Here is an 18,370-nt window from a genome sequence, read left to right on the forward strand (position 1 = left end):
GGAACACCATGGACATGCAAGGCAGCCGCCAGTTGGCGGTGACGCAGCAGCAGGCCTGGGATGCATTGAACGACCCCGAGGTGCTGAAGGCCTGCATCCCCGGCTGCGAGAAGGTCGAGGCCACCGGCGAGAACCAGTACGCGCTGGGCATGAGCGTGCGCGTCGGCCCGGTGTCGGCGCGCTTCAACGGCCGCATCCAGCTGCAGGACGTGGTGCCCCCGGAAAGCTACACGATGCAATTCGACGGGCAGGGCGGCGCCGCCGGTTTCGGCAAGGGCTCCGCGAAGGTGCGCTTGTCGCCGCTGGCCGAAGGCCTCGGCTGCCAGCTGGACTACACCGCGCAGGCGCAGGTGGGCGGCAAGATCGCGCAGGTCGGGCAGAGGCTCGTGGACGGCGTGGCGAAGTCGATGGCCGAGGATTTCTTCCGCCGCTTCGACGAGGAGATGCAGCGGCGCTATCCGCGCGAGGAGGCGGCCGGGACTTCCGACGTGTCCCGCGCCGCGGATGCCGCCGCAATGGCCGCGGCCGCCGGCGCCGGCACGGGCGCGGCCGGCATGGACCGCATTCCCGGCGTCGCGGTGGCCGGCGCACCGCAGGGCCGCCTGCCCACCTGGATGTGGATCGTGTTCGGCGTGGTGGTCGTCGTCGCGCTGCTGCTCCTGATCCGCTGAACGATGGCCGCACCGCGCATGCTCCGTTGCAGCCGCCGCGCCCTGCTGGGCGCCGCGGCCGGCGCGGTCGCCTTGCCCGCCTTCGCGCTGGCGCAGCCGGCGAGCTATCCCTCGCGGCCGGTCACGCTGATCGTTCCCTGGCCGGCCGGCGGGCAGACCGACATCACGATGCGCATCCTCGCCGACCTGGCCGGCCGCCGGCTGGGCCAGGCCGTGATCGTGGAGAACCGGCCGGGCGCGGCCGGCACGCTGGTCGCCCCGGCGCTGCGCGCCGCCGCGCCGGACGGCTACGTGATCGGCCAGGTGCCGATCACCGTCTACCGCGCGCCGCTGCAGCGCAAGGTGGCCTGGGATCCGCTGCGCGACATCGCGCCGGTGATCCAGATCTCGGGCGTCACCTTCGGCATCGTCGTGCCGGCCGACAGCCCCTTCCGCAGCTTCGCCGACGTGGTGGCCTGGGGCCGCGCGCATCCGGCCCGGCTGACGGTGGGCTCCACCGGCATCGGCAGCACCGCGCACCTCGCCATGGAGGACGTGCTGTCGCGCGAGGGCGTGGGCTACATCCACGTGCCCTACAAGGGCACGGCCGACCAGATGATCGCCGTGGCCACGGGTACGTTGATGGTGGGCGTCAACTCCACCGGCTTCGCGCCCTACGTGGAGACCGGCAAGCTGCGCCTGCTGGCCACCTTCGACGCGCAGCGCAGCCAGCGCTGGCCGCAGGTGCCCACCATGCGCGAGCTGGGCTACGCCGACGCGGTCTACACCTCGCCCTACGGCATCGGCGCGCCGGCCCGCACCGACGCCGCGATCGTGCGCAAGCTGCACGACGCCTTCCGCGCCGCGCTGTTCGACCCGGTCCACGTGCACGAACTGGCGAAGTACGACCAGGAGCCGGAATACCTGGACACGGCCGACTACGCGCGTTCGGTGCGCGAGGTGAGCGCGCACGAGCGCGCGCTGCTGGCGCGCCTGGGCCTGGCGACGGTGCGCGGGGAATGAGCGGGGCGGACGGCGCACCGGTGCTGGCCTGCCGCGAGGTGGGCAAGCGCTATGGCCGCACGCAGGCGCTGGACGCCGTGTCGCTCACCGTCTTCCCGGGCGAGATGGTCGCCCTGCTGGGGCCCAACGGCGCCGGCAAGACCACGCTGTTCCAGTTGCTCACGGGCCTGTTCGTCGCCGACAGCGGCAGCGTGGAGGTGCTGGGCGCCGACATGCGGCGCGAGCCGGTGCGGGCGCTGGCGCGGCTGGGTGTCGTGTTCCAGCAGCCGGCGCTGGACCTGAACCTCTCGGTGCGCGCCAGCCTGCGCTTCCATGCGGACCTGCACGGCCTGCCCGGGTCCGTCTCGCGTCCGCGCATCGACGCGCTGCTGGAACGCTTCGGCCTCGCCGAGGCGGCCCGCCAGCCGGGACGCCAGCTCTCCGGCGGCAACCGCCGCAAGGTCGAACTGCTGCGCGCGCTTTTGCACGAGCCGCGCCTGCTGCTGATGGACGAGGCCACGGTGGGGCTGGATCCGGCCTCGCGGGCGCAGCTGCTGGACGAAGTACTGCGCACGCGCGCCGAGCGCGGCTTGGGCGTGCTGTGGGCGACGCACCTCGTGGACGAAGCCGAACGCGCCCAACGCGTGATCATCCTGCACAAGGGCCGCGTGCGCTGGGACGGTCCGGCGCAGGGCTTGTGCGAACAGCAGGGGCAGGGCACGCTGCAGGAGGCGTTCCTGCGATTGACCGGAGGAGAGCGACATGAGGCTTGATGTTCGGGTGCGCATGGAGCGAGAACGCAGAGGGCGCAGAGGTCACGCAGAGAACGCAGAGGAAACCCTTTTGAATTCTTTTCTGCGTTCTCTGCGCAACCTTTGCGTCCTCTGCGTTCCTCTCTTTGCACTGCACTCCCCCGCCGGAGCGAAGGACACCAACAGGATCTTCGTCTCGTCCGAAAAGGACAACGCCATGGCCGTCATCGACGTCGCCAAGGCCGAAGTGGTCGCCTCGCCGCCTCTCTGCAAGCGCCCGCGCCACATGCAGCTGTCGCCCGATCGCCGGCAGCTCTACGTCGCCTGCAGCGACGACCATCGCGTGCTCGTGTGGGACATCGCGGGCAACAAGGTCGCGGCGCGCCTGGACGTGGGCGAGGATCCGGAGATGTTCGACCTGAGCCCGGACGGCCGCATGCTCTACGTCTCCAACGAGGAGGATTCCGCGCTCACCGCCTACGACCTCGCCTCCCGCAAGAAGGCCTACGAGGTGAAGGTGGGCGGCGAGCCCGAAGGCGTGAAGGTCAGCGCCGATGGCCGCCTCGTCTACGTGACCTCGGAGGTGGAGAGCCTGGTGCACGTGATCGACACCGGAACGCGCAAGCTGGTGAAGAACATCCCCGTCGGCAAGCGCCCACGGCGCTTCCTGCTCGCGGGCGGCGAGCTGTGGGTGAGCAACGAGCTCGATGGCAGCGTGAGCATCATCCGCACCAGCGACCACACGGTGCAGGGCACGGTGCGCTTCCTGCCGCCCGGCATGCGGCCCGAGAACGTGACGCCCGTGGGCATGGTCCTCTCGCCCGACGGCAAGACCGCCTACGTGGGCCTGGGGCGCGCCAACCACGTGGCCGTGGTGGACGTGCCCACGCGCGAGGTGAAGGGCTACGTGCTGGTCGGGCGGCGCGCCTGGGGCCTGGGCCTGTCGCGCGACGGCCAGCGCCTGTACGTCGCCAACGGCCTGTCGGACGACCTCACGATCGTCGACACCGGCCGCATGAAGGCCACCCGCACGATCCGCGTCGGCCGCGTGCCGCATTCCGTGGTGGTCGATGACTGAGCGCCGCCTGCCCCTCACCCGCCGCGCCCTGCTGCTCGCCGGCGCCGCCGCGGCCGCGCCCGTGCGCGCCCAGGACCGATCCTTCGTGCTGGGCCTGCTCACCCAGGCCGACGACCCGCGCTACGACCCGCAGACCCTGCTGAAGGGCTTCCCCGACGGGCCGTCCGGACGCTCGCTGCCGGCCGCGCAGATCGCCCTGAACGACAGCGCCTTCCGGCTGCAGATGTCCGGCTGGACGTCCACGCACCTGCAGGCGGTGGAAGCGGCCGACGCGGCGGCGCTGCCGGCGGCCTTGCAGCAGCTGCTGCAGCAGGGCGTGCACCACATCGTGCTGGAACTGCCGGCGGACAGCGTGGCCGCCGTCGCGGACGCGGCGCGCGGCAAGGACGCGATCCTGTTCAACGCCGCGGCCCCGGAAGACGTGCTGCGCGCCGCCGAGTGCGCGCCCCACCTGCTGCACACGCTCCCCAGCCAGGCGATGCAGATGGACGCCATCGCGCAGCTGCTGGTGGCGCGCAAGTGGAACCGCCCGCTGCTGCTGTACGGGACGACGCCGGCCGACGCGCCGCTGCTGGCCGCCTTCCGGCGCAGCGCGAAGCGCTTCGGCCTGAAGCCGGTGGCCGAACGCGCCTTCAAGCTGTCCAACGACCCGCGCGAGCGCGAGCAGGGCAACGTGCGCCTGCTCACGTCCGAGCGCGACTACGACGCGGTCGTGGTGCTCGATGCGCAGGGCGAGTTCGCGCGCGACGTGCCCTATCGCACCGTCGCGCCCCGCCCGGTCCTGGGCAGCAACGGCCTGGTGGCGCAGGCCTGGAGCCCGTACTACGAGCGCAACGGCGCGCCGCAGCTGTCGCGCCGCTTCGAGCGGCGCGCCGGGCGGCCCATGGGCAGCTACGACTGGGCGACCTGGGTGGCCGCGCGCGCCGCGGCGGAAGTGGCGGGCGCCTTCAACAAGGCGACCGTCGCGCAGCAATTGCAGGCGCTGCGGCAGGGCGCCGTGGGCCTGGACGGCTACAAGGGCCAGCGCCTCAGCTTCCGCGGCTGGGACGGCCAGCTGCGCCAGCCGCTGCTGCTCGCCTTCGGCAACGGCGTCGCGGACATCGCGCCGCTGGAAGGCTTCCTGCATCCGCGCAGCACGCTCGACACCCTGGGCTACGACGCACCCGAGAGCGGGTGCAAGGCCCGATGAGGGCGGCGCACGCGGCGCGGGCGCTCAAGGCCGTGGCGGGCCGCGAGCTCCACAGCTTCGCGCGCCAGCCGGGGCGGCTGCTGTCCGCGCTGGTGCGGCCGCTGCTGTGGCTGCTGGTGTTCGCCGCCGGCTTCCAGAACGTGTTCGGGGTCGCGATCACGCCGCCTTATGACACCTACATCGAATACCGCGTGTACCTGGTGCCGGGGCTGCTGGGGATGATCGCGCTGTTCAACGGCATGCAGAGCTCGCTGGCGATGGTGTACGACCGCGAGATGGGCGTGATGCGCCTGCTGCTCACCGCGCCTCTCCCACGCTGGTGGATCCTGGCCTGCAAGCTGCTGGGCGGCGCCGTGCTGTCGCTCGCGCAGATGCTCGCCTTCCTCGTGGCGGCGTGGGCCTTCGGCATCGACCTGCAACTGCGGTGGCTGCCGGCGGCGCTGCCGGTCTTCCTGCTCGCGGCGCTGATGCTGGGGGCGCTGGGCCTGGTGCTGTCGGTCTACGTGAAGCAGCTGGAGAACTTCGCGGGCACGATGAACTTCGTGATCTTCCCCATGTTCTTCCTCAGCACGGCGCTGTATCCGCTGTGGAAGCTGCAGGAGTCGGGCGCCTGGGTCGTCCACGGGCTGGCGCGCTTCAACCCGTTCACGCATGCGGTGGAGGCGATCCGCTTCGTCCTGTACGGGCAGTGGCTCGCTTCCAGCCTGGCGGTGGTCGCGGGCTGCACCGTCGCCTTCTTCGCGCTGGCCTTGTGGGGCTACGACCCGCAGCGGGGCGCGCCGCGGCGCGGAAGGGAGTAGGCTTGGGGCCGAGCCGGAGGAGGGGAGCATGAAACAGCAAGTGCTGGCCGCCGCGGCGCTCGCGGCCCTGCAGGCCGTGGCGCAGACGGCCCCCGAAGCGGAACGCACGCTGCGCCCCGTGGTCGTGACGCCCACGCCCGGCGTGGCGCAGGACGCCTTCGACACGCCCGCGTCGGTGGACGTCGTCTCGGGCGAGCAGCTGCACGACGCGCAGCTGCTGGTGAACATGTCGGAGCCGCTGGTGCGCGTTCCCGGCGTGGTGGCGCTCAACCGCCAGAACTACGCGCAGGACCTGCAGATCTCCGTGCGCGGCTTCGGCGCCCGCTCCACCTTCGGCGTGCGCGGCATCCGCCTCTATTCGGACGGCATCCCCGCCACCGCTCCCGACGGCCAAGGCCAGGTCTCGCACTTCGACCTGGCCACGGGCGGGCGGGTCGAGGTGCTCCGGGGGCCGTTCTCGGCGCTCTACGGCAACTCGTCGGGCGGCGTCATCAGCATCTTCACCGCCGACGGCGAGCCGGGCGTGCAGGCCGAGGCGGGCGCCGCGTTCGGCGCGGACGGCGTGCGGCGGCAGAACGCGCGCTTCGCGGGCGAGCAGGGCGCCTGGAACTGGAACGTCGGCGCGACGCACTTCGAGACCGACGGCTTCCGCGAACACAGCGCGGCCAGCCGCACGGGCTTCAACGGCAAGCTCCGGTTCAAGGCCACCGCCGACACGAAGCTCACGCTGGTGGCGAACGCGGTGGACATGCCCGAGGTGCAGGATCCGCTGGGGCTCACGCGGGCGGAGCTCGAGGCGGATCCGCACCGGGCGACGCCCGTGGCGCTGACGTTCAACACGCGCAAGTCCGTCGACCAGCAGCAGCTGGGCGTGATCCTCGAGCACCAGCTGAACGAGGTGCACGGGTTGAAGCTCACGACCTGGCGCGGGCAGCGGGGCACGGAGCAGTTCCAGTCCATTCCGACCTTCGTGCAGGCCTCGCCCACGCAGCCGGGCGGCGTGATCGACCTGGACCGCGACTACCAGGGCCTGGACGCGCAATGGATCGCCCGCACGCGCGCTTTCGGCGGACCGCTCACCTTGACCGCGGGCGTGATGGCCGACGAACTGAAGGAGCACCGGCGCGGCTTCCAGAACTTCGTGGGGCCCACGCTGGGCGTCAAGGGCGCGCTGCGCCGCGACGAGGACAACCGGGTGCGCAGCTTCGACCAGTATGCGCAGGGCACGTGGACCAGCGAGCGCCTGAGCCTCACGGCCGGGCTGCGCCATTCGGTCGTGCGCTTCCGCTCCGAGGACCGCTTCATCGCGCCGGGCAACGGCGACGACAGCGGCTCGGCGCGCTACGAGGCGACGACGCCGGTGCTGGGGATCGTCTGGCACGCGAGCGATGCGCTGAACCTCTATGCGGCTGCGGGCAAGGGCTTCGAGACGCCGACCTTCAATGAAGTTTCCTATCGCCCCGGCGGCGTGCCGGGCCTGAATTTCGACCTGCAGCCGGCGAAGAGCCGGCAATACGAGATCGGCGTGAAGGCCGAGCCGCTGCCGGACTGGCGGGTGAATGCCGCCCTGTTCCAGGCGCGTACGACGGACGAGATCGTCGTGGACACCAACAGCGGCGGGCGTAGCACGTTCCGCAATGCCGGCAGCACCCTGCGCCGCGGCTTCGAGGCGGCGCTGGCGGGCCGCTGGGCGCGGGACTGGTCCACCTACGCTGCGCTGACCTGGCTCGACGCGACGTACCGGACGCCGTTCAGCACACCCAGCGGCGACGTCGCCGCCGGCAACCGCATCCCCGGTATCCCGCGCCTGACCGCCTATGCCGAGGTCGCCTGGCGCCACCGCCCCTGGGGCCTGGAGACCGCGGTGGAGATGCGGCACATCGGCCGCATCGCCGTGGACGACCGCAACAGCGACTTCACGGCCAAAGCCACACTGTTCAACCTGCGATTGAGCCTGGCGCAGAATCGGCAGGGCTGGACCTTCCGGGAGTTCCTGCGGCTGGACAACCTCGCCGACCGGAACTACGTGGGCTCGGTGATCGTCAACGAAGGCAACCAGCGCTATTTCGAACCGGCGCCGGGGCGCACCTGGCTGGTCGGCGTGAACGCGGCCTACGCGTTCTGATCGGGCAAGGAGAGGCCATGGAAAACCTGGACGTGGTGGTCTTGCGCACCCTGCGCGACTGGCGCCGGGCCGGCAAGCGGGCGCTGCTCGCGACGGTCGTGCGCACCTGGGGCTCGTCGCCGCGGCCGGTCGGCTCCATCATGGCGCTGGCCGAGGACGGTGCGGTGGTCGGCTCGGTCTCCGGCGGCTGCATCGAGGACGACCTGATCTACCGCCACACGCAGGCCTACTCCGGCCAGGAGCCGGGGCACCAGATCCCGTCCGGGCCGCCGTCCTTCGTGAAGTACGGCGTGACGGCCGACGAGGCGCACCGCTTCGGCCTGCCCTGCGGCGGCACGCTGGAACTGCTGCTGGAGTACGACCCGGATGCCGACGCGCTGGCGCGCCTCGTCGAGGCGCTGGAGGCGGGCCGCCTGATGCGCCGCACCGTGCGCCTGGCGGACGGCGTCGTCACGCTGGAGGAGGCGCAGGCGCCGGAAGAACTGGCGCTGGACGCGTCCGTGCTGGTCAACACCTTCGGGCCCGAGTACCGCATGCTGCTGATCGGCGCGGGCCAGCTCACCGAGTACCTGGCGACCATGGCGCTGTTCAGCGGCTTCGCCGTGACGGTGTGCGACCCGCGCGAGGAATACCGCGGTGCCTGGAGCGTGCCCGGCGCCAAGGTGGTGAGCGACATGCCCGACGACGTGGTGACGGCGTTGCGGCCGGACCGCCGCACCTGCGTCGTCGCGCTCACGCACGACCCCAAGCTCGACGACCTGGCGCTGCTGGAGGCGCTGAAGACCGAGGCCTTCTACGTCGGCGCGATCGGCAGCCGCCGCAACAACGAGGCGCGGCACCAGCGCATGGTCGAACACTTCGGCCTCACGGCGGCGGACCTGCAGCGGCTGCGCGGGCCGATCGGCGTGTTCATCGGCAGCAAGACGCCGCCGGAGATCGCCGTGAGCATCATGGCGGAGATCCTCGCCGTGAAGAACGGCGTCACGCTGCCGCGCGACATGGAAGTGGCGCAGGCGAAGAACCTGCGCGCGGTGCAGGCGAACGATCCGGGCGGGATTGTGTGCGCGGTGCCGGACGGCGCTTCGCGCAAGCGCGGCTGATCCTTGCCATCGAGGGGCACTCGCCCTCCATTCCGTTCCGAGGCATACTTGCGACAACAGACCTCGAGTCATCCCCTGGAGCGCTGCATGAAGGAAATCGTATTCGTGGTGGAGGAGGCCCCTGAAGGGGGCTACACCGCGCGCGCGCTCGGGCAAGCGATCTTCACCGAGGGGGACTCGGTCGAAGCTCTGAGGACTGCCGTGGTGGACTCCGTCCGATGCCATTTCGATGAAGGAACCGGGCCGACAGTGATCCGGCTGCATTTCATCCGGGACGAACTGCTGACGGCATGAAACTGCCGCGTGACCTGACGGGCGCTCAGCTCATTCGGGCACTTGCCAAGCTTGGATATCACCCGACCCGGCAGACCGGCAGCCATGTCAGGCTGACCTGCGAAGCGCCTTCGGAACACCACGTGACGATTCCCTTGCACGATCCGCTGAGGATCGGGACCTTGGCCGCCATCCTCGCTGAGGTGGCGGCCGCGCGGGAGCTGTCGCGCGAAGAATTGCTTCGCGAGCTGTTCGGGTGAGAAATGCGCCCGGTGCGGCGCCTTCCTGATCGCGCCGCGGGGGTGACCCTCACCCCAACCCTCTCCGGCAAGCGGGAGAGGGGGTGTCACGTTCAACTCCGCCAGGGCACTTCCAGCGCGGTCCCGTCCGGCAGCGTCACCTGAACCGGCGTGGCGGCGAAGACGGCGGTGGTTTCCAGCGGTTCGGTGCCGACGTTGAAGATCTGGTGGGGCACGCCCGCCGGCAGCAGGAGGGTCTGCTGCGGCCCGAAGGCGTGCACGCGCCCGTCGATGTGCACCTCGCCGCGGCCGGCGAGGCACAGCACGATCTCCTCGCAGTTGTGCGAGTGCGGCGGCGTGGCGCCGCCGGGCGCGAGCGACTGGCGCCACAGGCTGAGGGAGCGCAGCCCTTCGCGGCTGCCGGCCCAGGTGGCGTGCGCGACGCCCGGGATGGGCGTCGGTTCCGGGCGGGGCTGCTCGAGGACGAAGGCGGAAACGGTCATGTCGGGACTCCTGGATGGGGATGGCGGGTACGCGCGGCGCCGGCGTGAGGCCAGTTTCCGTGCGGTCCGCGTGAGGCGCAAGATGCGCGGGTGCCGTAACATTGACGGCATTCCTTCCTCAATCCGCCGATGCAGTCGCTGCAGCAGCTCGCCGCCTTCACCGAGACCGCCAAGCACGGCAGCTTCGCCGCCGCCGCGCGCGAGACCGGCAGCGCCCCCTCCACCCTGGCGAAGGCAGTCGCGCGGCTGGAACAGGCGCTGGGCGTCAAGCTGTTCCACCGCACCACGCGCCAGGTCAGCCTGACGCCCGACGGCGAGCGCCTGTTCGGCCGCTGCCAGCGCCTGCTCGCCGAAATCGAGGAGCTCCACGCCGACGCGTCCGGCGTGCGCGAAGCCGCCAGCGGCACGCTGCGCATCGACGTTCCCATCGTGATCGGCCGGCGCCTGCTGCTGCCGCTGCTCGCGCGCATGACGCAGCGCCATCCGGCGCTGGCGCTGGACCTGCGATTGCAGGATGGCTACGTGGACCTGGTGAAGGAGGGCATCGACGTCGCCGTGCGCGTCGGCGCGCTCCGGGATTCCAGCCTGGTGGCGCGCCGCTTCGGCACGCAAGGCATGGTGCTGGTGGCGAGCCCCGCGTATCTCGAGGCGCGGGGAACGCCGAAGCGGCTCGACCAGCTCGCGGGCCACGACGCGCTGCTGTTCCGCATGCCCAGCACGGGGCGCGACCGGCCCTGGCAGTTCCGGCAGCGCGGGCAGGCGGTGGAACTGCACCCGACTTCGCGGGTGCGCATCAACGACGGGGAAGCGCTGGTGGAGGCGGCCCGGCTGGGCCTCGGGCTGGCGCAGTTGCCGGACTCCTTCGTGGAGCAGGAACTGGCGCGGGGCGAACTGGTGGAGGTGTTGCCCGGCGCCCGTCCGGAGCGGGCGCCGGTCTCGATCGTCTATCCGGGCGCGCGGCTGGTGCCGCTGCGCGTGCGCCTGCTGCTCGAGGAGCTGGAGGCGCTCAGGCGCAAGTAGGCCTTACATCTTCCGGTAGGCATCCACCAGCTGCTTGCCCTCCGGCCCCGCCTTCTCCAGCCATTCCTTCAGCATCGTGTCGCCGACCTTCTTCATGTCGGCCTTCAGCTGCGCCGAGGGCGTGATGATCTGCATGCCGTTGGCCTTGAGCTTCTCCAGCACCTCGGTGTTGGTCTTCTTGCTCATGGCCCAGCCACGCGCCTCGGCGTCCGCGGCCGCCTTCAGCAGCGCGGACTGCGTGGGCTTGTCGAGCGCGTCGAAGGCGGACTTGTTGACGATCACCGCGTTCTTGGGCAGCCAGGCCTGCGTGTCGTACCACTTCTTGATGTGCTCGTAGGTCTTGGTGTCGTAGCCGGTCGAGCCGGAGGACATGTACGAATCGACCACGCCCGTCGCCATGGCCTGCGACAGCTCCGCCGCCTGCACCGTCACCGGCTGGGCGCCGACCAGTTCGGCGATGCGGGCCGTGGCCGGGCTGTAGGCACGCCACTTGAGGCCCTTCATGTCGGCGGCCGAGTTGAGCGTGCGGTTCGTGTAGATGCCCTGCGGCGGCCACGCCACGGCGTAGAGGACCATCATCCCCTGCTCGGCCAGCTTCTTGTCGATCAGCGGCTTCTGCGCGCGCCAGAGCTTGGCGGCCTCGTCGTAGCTGTCGGCCAGGAAGGGGATGCCGTCGGCGCCGAAGATGGGCCACTCGTTCTGGAAGTTCACCAGCAGGATCTCGCCGATCTGGGCCTGGTTGCCCTGCACCGCGCGCTTGATGTCGGGCGCCTTGAACAGCGAGGCGTTCGGGTGCACGGTGATCTTGAGCTTGCCGCCGCTGGCCTTGTCCACGTCGTTGGCGAACTGGACGAGGTTCTCGCTGTGGAAGTTGCTCGCGGGGTAGGCGGCGGGGAGGTCCCACTTGGTCTGGGCGAAGGCCTGGCCGGCGAAGGCGAGCGCGGCCAGCGGAAGGGCGAGTGCGAGTTTCATCGGGAACTCCGGGAGGATGAGGTTCTGAGGCCCGGAGCTTACGTGCTCTTCCCGTCCGGCAGATGCGGTCTTTCCCGAGTCGCGCATGCGCGCACGCAGCGCCGTCCGACGCGGCCCGCCGATGCGCGCTGCTACAGTGGGCCGATGCCTGAACTGGAGCTCGAACTGCCCACCGACTGGGGCCGGCTGGCCGGAAGCCTGCTGTTGCCCCCCGGCCGCGGACCTTGGCCGGGCGTGCTGCTGGTGGCAGGTTCCGGCCCGACGGACCGCGACGGCAACACCCCCCTGCTGCCCGCGCCCATCGACAACCTCAAGCGCCTCGCGCAGGCGCTGGCGGCGCGCGGCATCGCCAGCCTGCGCTACGACAAGCGCGGCATCGGCGGCAGCACCTTCCCCGGCCTGAGCGAGGAGGCGCTGCGCTTCGAGCACCTGGTGGAGGATGCGGTCGCCTGGGCGCAGCGGCTGCAGGGCGACGACCGCATCGCGCGCGTGAGCCTCGTGGGCCACAGCGAAGGCGCCCTGATCGCCGCCCTCGCTGCCGGGGAAGCGAATGCGCAGGGCGTGGTGTCCGTCGCCGGCGCCGGCAGCCGGGCGTCGGCGCTGATGCGGCGGCAGATCCAGGCCAACCTGCCCGCCGACCTGGCCGAGCCGGCGCTGGGCGCGCTGAATGCGCTGGAGCGCGGCGAGCGCGTGGAGGAGGTCCCCGGTGCGCTGGTGCTGCTGTTCCGCCCGACCGTGCAACCCTACCTCATCTCCTGGTTCCGCCACGACCCGGCGCGGGTGCTGGCGGAACTGGACCGGCCGGTGCTGCTGCTGCAGGGCACGGCCGACGCGCAGGTGAACGTGGACGAGGCGCGCCTGCTGCACGCGTCACGGCCGGACGCGCGGCTGGAGATCGTGGAGGGGATGGACCACCTGCTGGCCTTGCACGGCGACATCGCGGGCGGGACGGAGCTCGTCGCGCGCGAGGTGGCGGCGTGGGTGCAGGAGCTGGATGTCGGGGTGGAGGTTTAGCTGGGGTTCGCCTGGCGGCTCACCGCCAGCCTACGGGCGTACATTCGTCGCTCGTACGGTGCATTCGTAGGCTGGTGGTGAGCCGAAGGCGAACCCCAGCTCACATATGCGACGGCAACCACGTCGCCATCTGCGGAACGAACCACAACAGCAGCACCATCCCGCACATCAGCAGGAAGAACGGCGCCGTCACCTTGGCGATCCACGTGATCTGCTTGCCCGTCATGCCCTGCAGCACGAACAGGTTGAAGCCCACCGGCGGCGTGATCTGCGCCATCTCGACGACGACCACGATGAAGACGCCGAACCAGATCAGGTCGAAGCCGGCGGCCTGCACCGTCGGCAGGATCACGCCCATGGTGAGCACCACCATCGAGATGCCGTCGAGGAAGCAGCCGAGGACGATGTAGAAGACGGCCAGCGCCACCATCAGCCCGAAGGGCGACAGCCCCATCGATCCGACGAACTCCGCCAGGTGCCGCGGCAGGCCGATGTAGCCCATGGACAGCGTCAGGAAGGACGCGCCCGCCAGGATCAGCGCGATCATGCAATAGAGGCGCGTGGCGCCCAGCAGCGACTCGCGGAAGGTCGCCCAGGTGAGCGAGCGCTGCGCCGCCGACAGCAGCAGCGAGCCGACCACGCCGACGGCCGCCGCTTCCGTCGCCGTCGCGATGCCGGTGTAGATCGAGCCCAGCACCGCCGCGATCAGCAGCACCACCGGGATCAGGTGGCGCGACTCGTGCAGCTTCTCGCCGAAGCGCATGGCCTGGTCCGGCGGCGGCACGCGATGGCGGTTCAGCGCCGACCACACGCCCAGGTAGCCAGAGAACAGGCCCGCCAGCACGACGCCGGGAAGGATGCCCGCGACGAACAGGCGCGCGATGGACACGTCGGCCATCACGCCGTACACGATCATGATGATGGAGGGCGGGATCAGCAGGCCCAGCGTGCCGGCCCCGGCCAGCGAGCCGATGGTGATGTCCTCCGGGTAGCCGCGCTTGCCCAGCTCGGGCAGCGTCATCTTGCCGATCGTCGCGCAGGTCGCCGCCGACGAGCCCGAGACGGCCGCGAAGATGGTGCAGCCGATCACGTTGGTGTGCAGCAGCCGCCCCGGCAGGCGCGAAACCCAGGGCGCGAGCCCGCGGAACATGCTTTCGCTCAGGCGCGTGCGGAACAGGATCTCGCCCATCCAGATGAACAGGGGCAGGGCGGTGAGCGTCCAGCTCGAGGCCGCGCTCCAGACGGTGACGGCCATCGCGTCGCCGGCGGGCCGCGACGAGAACAGTTGCATGCCGATCCAGGCGACGCCCGACAGCGTGAGGCCGATCCAGACGCTGCTGCCCAGGAGCAGGAACAGCGAGACGATCAGCAGCGTGGTGACGAGGACGTCATTCATTGTGCAAGGCCTCTTCGCTCGCGACGGCCTGGCGCTGGCCGCGGAATTCCAGCACCCATTCGTCGACCAGCGCGATCAGCAGCACCACCGCGCCGAGCGCCATCGTCAGCTGCGGGATCCACAGCGGCGTGGCGTCGTTGCCCGTGGAGATGTCGTTGAGGGCGCGCGAGACCCAGGCGAGGCGCACCGAGTACCAGGCGAAGAGCGCCGCGAGCAGCACGCCGGCGCTGAGCGCCCACATCTCCAGCCCGTGCCGGGCGCGGCCCTTCAGGTGCTGCAGCACCAGGGTGACGCGGATGTGCTCGTTGCGCTTGAGCGTGTGCGCCAGGGCCAGGAAACCCGCTGCCGCCATGGCGTAGCCGGCATAGGAGTCGGTGCCGGGGACGTGGAAGCCCAGCTGCCGGCTGACGATGGACAGCAGCACCATCACCAGCACGACGATCATGGCCAGCGCCGCCAGCCAGGCGGAGCCGTCGTAGAGGAAGTTCAGCAGTCTTCGCATGGGCGACGAGTGTAGGGGCTGTTCTTCCATAATCACCCCATGGCTTCCCCCACCCGCAAATGGCAGTTCTGGATCGACCGCGGCGGCACCTTCACGGACGTCGTGGGACGGCGCCCCGACGGGACGCTCGTCACGCACAAGCTGCTCTCGGACAACCCCGAGCAGTACCCTGACGCCGCCGTCGCGGGCATCCGCCACCTGCTGGGCCTTCCCGCGGGGCAGGCCATCACGCCGGACGTCGTCGAGTGCGTGAAGATGGGAACGACCGTCGCCACCAACGCCCTGCTGGAACGCAAGGGCGAGCCGACCCTGCTGGTCACCACGCGCGGTTTCCGCGACGCGCTGCGCATCGCCTACCAGAACCGGCCCCGCCTGTTCGACCGGCACATCGTGCTGCCGGAGCTCTTGTACAGCGAGGTGGTGGAGGCGCGGGAGCGCGTCGGCGCGCACGGCGACGTGATCGAGGCGCTGGACGAGCCGCACCTGCGCGAGGCCTTGCGCGCCGCGCGGGAGCGCGGCCTGGGCAGCGTCGCCATCGTGTTCCTGCATGGCTACCGCTACACGGCGCACGAGCAGGCCGCGAAGCGGCTCGCGCTCGATGCGGGGTTCACGCAGGTCAGCACCTCGCACGAGACCAGCCCGATGATGAAGCTGGTGAGCCGCGGCGACACCACGGTGGTCGACGCCTACCTCTCGCCTATCCTGCGCCGCTACGTGGAGCAGGTGGCGGCGGAGATGCCGGGCGTGAAGCTGTTCTTCATGCAATCGTCCGGCGGCCTGACCGACGCGCACGCCTTCCAGGGCAAGGACGCGATCCTGTCGGGGCCGGCCGGCGGCATCGTCGGCATGGCGCGCACCGCGGCGTTGGCGGGTCACGGCAAGGTGATCGGCTTCGACATGGGCGGCACGTCGACCGACGTCTCGCATTTCGCCGGCGAGTTCGAACGCGAGTTCGAGACGCAGGTGGCGGGCGTGCGCATGCGCGCGCCCATGATGAGCATCCATACGGTGGCCGCCGGCGGCGGCTCGATCCTCGAGTTCGACGGCGCCCGCTTCCGCGTGGGACCCCGCAGCGCCGGAGCCAACCCGGGGCCGGCCAGCTACCGGCGCGGCGGCCCGCTCGCCGTGACCGACGCGAACGTGATGGTCGGCAAGATCCAGCCGAAGTACTTCCCCAAGGTGTTCGGGCCGAAGGCCGACGAGCCGCTGAGCGTCGAGGCGGTCGCGGGCCCCTTCGGCGAACTGGCGCGCCAGACCGGCCGCAGCGCCGAGGACGTGGCCGAGGGCTTCATCGCCATCGCGGTGCAGCAGATGGCCAATGCGATCAAGAAGATCTCGGTGGCGCGGGGCTACGACGTCACGCGCTACACGCTGCAGTGCTTCGGCGGCGCCGGTGGCCAGCATGCCTGCCTGGTGGCGGATGCGCTGGGCATGTCGCGGGTTTTCATCCATCCGCTGGCGGGCGTGCTGTCGGCCTATGGCATGGGGCTGGCGGACCAGAACGTGATCCGCGAACAGGCCGTGGAAGTGCTGCTCGCGCCCGGGCAGCTGCCGCAGGTGGCCGAGACGCTGGATGCGCTGGCGGCGGCGGCGCAGGCCGAACTGGAACGCCAGCAGGTGAGCGGCGGCGCGGTGCAGGTGCGCCGGCGCGTGCACGTGCGCTACCAGGGCACGGATTCGGCGCTGGTGGTGCCCTTCGGGACGCTGGACGAGATCGTCGCCGGCTTCGAGTCGGCCTATCGCCAGCGCTTCTCCTTCCTGATGCCGGCCAAGCCGATGATCGTGGAGGCCGTGTCGGTCGAGGCGATCGTCGCCGGCGACGCGCCCGCTGAGCCGCGGCACGAGGAGCACGCGCCGCGCGAAGTGCCGCGGCGCGAGACCGTGCGCATGTACTCGGGCGGCCGGTGGCACGAGGCGGCGCTGTGCGTGCGCGAGGACCTGCGCCCGGGCGACGTCATCGCGGGCCCGGCGATCGTGGCGGAACAGAACGCGACGACCGTCGTGGAGCCCGGCTGGCGCGCCCGCATCACGGCGCTGGACCACATCGTCCTGGACCGCACCGTGCCCCGCGCCCAGACCTTCGCGGCCGGCACGCAGGTGGACCCGGTGCTGCTGGAGGTGTTCAACAACCTGTTCATGAACATCGCCGAGCAGATGGGCCTGCAGCTGCAGAACACCGCCTACTCGGTGAACATCAAGGAGCGGCTGGACTTCTCCTGCGCGCTCTTCGACGCCGAAGGCAACCTGATCGCCAACGCCCCGCACATGCCGGTGCACCTGGGCAGCATGGGCGAGAGCATCAAGACCGTCATCCGCGAGAACCGCGCCACCATGAAGCCGGGCGACGTGTACGTGCTGAACGATCCGTACCACGGCGGGACGCATTTGCCGGACGTGACGGTGATCACGCCCGTGTACCTGCGGCGGCCCCCACCCCAACCCTCTCCCGCCAGCGGGAGAGGGAGTCCTGCATCGCTCCCTCTCCCGCTTGCGGGAGAGGGCGGGGGTGAGGGCGGCTCCGACCAACCCCTCTTCTACGTCGGCTCCCGCGGCCACCACGCCGACATCGGCGGCACCACCCCGGGCTCCATGCCGCCCTTCTCCACGCGCATCGAGGAAGAGGGCGTGGAGATCGACAACTTCAAGCTGGTGGACGGCGGCCACCTGCGCGAGCAGGAGATGCTCGCCCTGCTGCGCAGCGGCAAGTACCCCAGCCGCAACCCCGAGCAGAACCTCGGCGACCTGAAGGCGCAGATCGCCGCCAACGAGAAGGGCGTGCAGGAGCTGCGGCGCATGGTCGACCAGTTCGGGCTGGACGTCGTGCAGGCCTACATGCGCCACGTGCAGGACAACGCCGAGGAGTCCGTGCGACGCGTGATCACGCGCCTCAAGGACGGCGAATTCACGCTGCCGCTGGACAACGGCGCGCAGATCAAGGTGGCGATCCGCGTCGATGCGGCCGCGCGCAGCGCCGTGATCGACTTCACGGGCACCTCGCCGCAGCAGGTCAACAACTTCAACGCGCCGCGGGCTGTCTGCATGGCGGCCGTGCTCTACGTCTTCCGCACGCTGGTGAGCGACGAGATCCCGCTCAACGCCGGCTGCCTGAAGCCGCTGGAGGTGATCGTGCCCGAGGGCTGCATGCTCAACCCCAACCCGCCGGCCTCGGTGGTTGCGGGCAACGTGGAGACCTCCAGCTGCATCACCAACGCGCTGTACGGCGCGCTCGGCGTCATGGCCGCGAGCCAGTGCACGATGAACAACTTCACTTTCGGCAACGCCCGCTACCAGTACTACGAGACGATCTCGGGCGGCAGCGGCGCCGGCGGCCTGTACGACGAGCAGGGCAAGCTGTGCGGCGGCTTCGAGGGCACCAGCGTCGTGCAGACGCACATGACCAACTCGCGCCTGACGGACCCCGAGGTTCTGGAGTTCCGCTTCCCGGTTCGGCTGGAAAGCTACGAGATCCGCGCCGGCTCCGGCGGCGCGGGCCGCTGGCAGGGCGGATGCGGGGGTGTGCGGCGCGTGCGCTTCCTCGAGCCCATGACGGCGAGCATCCTCTCGAACGGGCGCAAGGTTCCTTCGTTCGGCATGGCAGGCGGGCAGCCGGGGCAGGTGGGCATCAACCGGGTGGTGCGGGCGGACGGCAGCGTCGAGCCGCTGGAGCACATCGGCTCGGCGGAGATGCAGCCCGGCGACGTGTTCGAGATCCACACGCCAGGGGGCGGGGGGTTCGGCGGCTAGGGGGAGCCCTG

General features: G+C 70.8%; 17 protein-coding genes. 13 read left to right on the plus strand and 4 right to left on the minus strand.

The window, feature by feature from the left end:
• The first annotated feature begins 8 nt into the window (after positions 1-8).
• The 10 genes from ACY0MJ_RS06320 to ACY0MJ_RS06365 all read left to right on the plus strand — a co-directional run bounded on the left by ACY0MJ_RS06320 (position 9) and on the right by ACY0MJ_RS06365 (position 9,229).
• The gene (locus ACY0MJ_RS06320; protein WP_462637496.1) at positions 9-671 is read left to right on the plus strand and encodes a CoxG family protein; all 663 of its coding nucleotides are present in this window, start codon (positions 9-11) and stop codon (positions 669-671) included.
• Positions 672-689: 18 nt separating this feature from the next.
• Positions 690-1,673 (plus strand): tripartite tricarboxylate transporter substrate binding protein, encoded by a 984-nt coding sequence (locus ACY0MJ_RS06325; RefSeq protein WP_462637497.1) that lies wholly within the window; start codon positions 690-692, stop codon positions 1,671-1,673.
• Positions 1,670-2,425, plus strand: a complete 756-nt coding sequence (locus ACY0MJ_RS06330) for an ABC transporter ATP-binding protein (protein ID WP_462637498.1) — start codon at positions 1,670-1,672, stop codon at positions 2,423-2,425. Before ACY0MJ_RS06325 ends, ACY0MJ_RS06330 begins: the two co-directional genes overlap by 4 nt.
• A gap of 130 nt (positions 2,426-2,555) precedes the next feature.
• On the plus strand, positions 2,556-3,482 hold the full coding sequence (locus ACY0MJ_RS06335; RefSeq protein WP_462637798.1) for a PQQ-dependent catabolism-associated beta-propeller protein: 927 nt from the start codon (positions 2,556-2,558) through the stop codon (positions 3,480-3,482).
• A complete protein-coding gene (locus ACY0MJ_RS06340; RefSeq protein WP_462637499.1) occupies positions 3,475-4,671 on the plus strand; it encodes a type 1 periplasmic-binding domain-containing protein in 1,197 nt (398 codons plus the stop codon). The genes ACY0MJ_RS06335 and ACY0MJ_RS06340 overlap by 8 nt, the downstream gene beginning before the upstream one ends.
• On the plus strand, positions 4,668-5,471 hold the full coding sequence (locus ACY0MJ_RS06345) for an ABC transporter permease (RefSeq protein ID WP_462637500.1): 804 nt from the start codon (positions 4,668-4,670) through the stop codon (positions 5,469-5,471). Before ACY0MJ_RS06340 ends, ACY0MJ_RS06345 begins: the two co-directional genes overlap by 4 nt.
• 28 nt (positions 5,472-5,499) lie before the next feature.
• The gene (locus ACY0MJ_RS06350; RefSeq protein ID WP_462637501.1) at positions 5,500-7,596 is read left to right on the plus strand and encodes a TonB-dependent receptor family protein; all 2,097 of its coding nucleotides are present in this window, start codon (positions 5,500-5,502) and stop codon (positions 7,594-7,596) included.
• Between the two features lie 17 nt (positions 7,597-7,613).
• Positions 7,614-8,696 (plus strand): XdhC family protein, encoded by a 1,083-nt coding sequence (locus tag ACY0MJ_RS06355; protein ID WP_462637502.1) that lies wholly within the window; start codon positions 7,614-7,616, stop codon positions 8,694-8,696.
• Between the two features lie 87 nt (positions 8,697-8,783).
• Positions 8,784-8,990, plus strand: coding sequence for a hypothetical protein (locus ACY0MJ_RS06360; RefSeq protein WP_462637503.1), 207 nt, complete (start codon positions 8,784-8,786; stop codon positions 8,988-8,990).
• A complete protein-coding gene (locus ACY0MJ_RS06365; protein ID WP_462637504.1) occupies positions 8,987-9,229 on the plus strand; it encodes a type II toxin-antitoxin system HicA family toxin in 243 nt (80 codons plus the stop codon). Before ACY0MJ_RS06360 ends, ACY0MJ_RS06365 begins: the two co-directional genes overlap by 4 nt.
• A gap of 92 nt (positions 9,230-9,321) precedes the next feature.
• Here the strand turns inward: ACY0MJ_RS06365 and ACY0MJ_RS06370 are convergent, their stop codons facing one another.
• The gene (locus ACY0MJ_RS06370) at positions 9,322-9,711 is read right to left on the minus strand and encodes a cupin domain-containing protein (RefSeq protein ID WP_462637505.1); all 390 of its coding nucleotides are present in this window, start codon (positions 9,709-9,711) and stop codon (positions 9,322-9,324) included.
• Positions 9,712-9,840: 129 nt separating this feature from the next.
• Here ACY0MJ_RS06370 and ACY0MJ_RS06375 point away from each other — a divergent pair, with 129 nt between their 5' ends.
• Complete coding sequence (locus tag ACY0MJ_RS06375) at positions 9,841-10,731, plus strand: LysR family transcriptional regulator (RefSeq protein ID WP_462637506.1); 891 nt, start codon at positions 9,841-9,843, stop codon at positions 10,729-10,731.
• Positions 10,732-10,734: 3 nt separating this feature from the next.
• Here the strand turns inward: ACY0MJ_RS06375 and ACY0MJ_RS06380 are convergent, their stop codons facing one another.
• A complete protein-coding gene (locus ACY0MJ_RS06380; protein WP_462637507.1) occupies positions 10,735-11,703 on the minus strand; it encodes a TRAP transporter substrate-binding protein in 969 nt (322 codons plus the stop codon).
• Positions 11,704-11,847: 144 nt separating this feature from the next.
• On the opposite strand from ACY0MJ_RS06380, the gene ACY0MJ_RS06385 reads away from it, so the two are divergent.
• Positions 11,848-12,717 carry an alpha/beta hydrolase gene (locus tag ACY0MJ_RS06385; protein ID WP_462637508.1) on the plus strand — a complete coding sequence of 290 codons (870 nt, stop codon included), beginning with the start codon at positions 11,848-11,850 and terminating at the stop codon, positions 12,715-12,717.
• A gap of 100 nt (positions 12,718-12,817) precedes the next feature.
• On the opposite strand, the gene ACY0MJ_RS06390 is transcribed toward ACY0MJ_RS06385, so the two are convergent.
• The gene (locus tag ACY0MJ_RS06390) at positions 12,818-14,113 is read right to left on the minus strand and encodes a TRAP transporter large permease (RefSeq protein WP_462637509.1); all 1,296 of its coding nucleotides are present in this window, start codon (positions 14,111-14,113) and stop codon (positions 12,818-12,820) included.
• Positions 14,106-14,615 (minus strand): TRAP transporter small permease, encoded by a 510-nt coding sequence (locus tag ACY0MJ_RS06395; RefSeq protein WP_462637510.1) that lies wholly within the window; start codon positions 14,613-14,615, stop codon positions 14,106-14,108. Before ACY0MJ_RS06395 ends, ACY0MJ_RS06390 begins: the two co-directional genes overlap by 8 nt.
• Before the next feature lie 39 nt (positions 14,616-14,654).
• Here ACY0MJ_RS06395 and ACY0MJ_RS06400 point away from each other — a divergent pair, with 39 nt between their 5' ends.
• Positions 14,655-18,359, plus strand: a complete 3,705-nt coding sequence (locus tag ACY0MJ_RS06400; RefSeq protein WP_462637511.1) for a hydantoinase B/oxoprolinase family protein — start codon at positions 14,655-14,657, stop codon at positions 18,357-18,359.
• The last annotated feature ends 11 nt before the right edge of the window (positions 18,360-18,370 follow it).

The organism is Ramlibacter sp. bp-362 (genome assembly GCF_054956735.1).

Coding starts and splice junctions, on each gene's coding strand:
- ACY0MJ_RS06320 (WP_462637496.1), top strand. CDS start 9: ATGGACATGCAAGGCAGCCGCCAGTTGGCGGTGACGCAGCAGCAGGCC.
- ACY0MJ_RS06325 (WP_462637497.1), top strand. CDS start 690: ATGCTCCGTTGCAGCCGCCGCGCCCTGCTGGGCGCCGCGGCCGGCGCG.
- ACY0MJ_RS06330 (WP_462637498.1), top strand. CDS start 1,670: ATGAGCGGGGCGGACGGCGCACCGGTGCTGGCCTGCCGCGAGGTGGGC.
- ACY0MJ_RS06340 (WP_462637499.1), top strand. CDS start 3,475: ATGACTGAGCGCCGCCTGCCCCTCACCCGCCGCGCCCTGCTGCTCGCC.
- ACY0MJ_RS06345 (WP_462637500.1), top strand. CDS start 4,668: ATGAGGGCGGCGCACGCGGCGCGGGCGCTCAAGGCCGTGGCGGGCCGC.
- ACY0MJ_RS06350 (WP_462637501.1), top strand. CDS start 5,500: ATGAAACAGCAAGTGCTGGCCGCCGCGGCGCTCGCGGCCCTGCAGGCC.
- ACY0MJ_RS06355 (WP_462637502.1), top strand. CDS start 7,614: ATGGAAAACCTGGACGTGGTGGTCTTGCGCACCCTGCGCGACTGGCGC.
- ACY0MJ_RS06360 (WP_462637503.1), top strand. CDS start 8,784: ATGAAGGAAATCGTATTCGTGGTGGAGGAGGCCCCTGAAGGGGGCTAC.
- ACY0MJ_RS06365 (WP_462637504.1), top strand. CDS start 8,987: ATGAAACTGCCGCGTGACCTGACGGGCGCTCAGCTCATTCGGGCACTT.
- ACY0MJ_RS06370 (WP_462637505.1), bottom strand. CDS start 9,711: ATGACCGTTTCCGCCTTCGTCCTCGAGCAGCCCCGCCCGGAACCGACG.
- ACY0MJ_RS06375 (WP_462637506.1), top strand. CDS start 9,841: ATGCAGTCGCTGCAGCAGCTCGCCGCCTTCACCGAGACCGCCAAGCAC.
- ACY0MJ_RS06380 (WP_462637507.1), bottom strand. CDS start 11,703: ATGAAACTCGCACTCGCCCTTCCGCTGGCCGCGCTCGCCTTCGCCGGC.
- ACY0MJ_RS06385 (WP_462637508.1), top strand. CDS start 11,848: ATGCCTGAACTGGAGCTCGAACTGCCCACCGACTGGGGCCGGCTGGCC.
- ACY0MJ_RS06390 (WP_462637509.1), bottom strand. CDS start 14,113: ATGAATGACGTCCTCGTCACCACGCTGCTGATCGTCTCGCTGTTCCTG.
- ACY0MJ_RS06395 (WP_462637510.1), bottom strand. CDS start 14,615: ATGCGAAGACTGCTGAACTTCCTCTACGACGGCTCCGCCTGGCTGGCG.
- ACY0MJ_RS06400 (WP_462637511.1), top strand. CDS start 14,655: ATGGCTTCCCCCACCCGCAAATGGCAGTTCTGGATCGACCGCGGCGGC.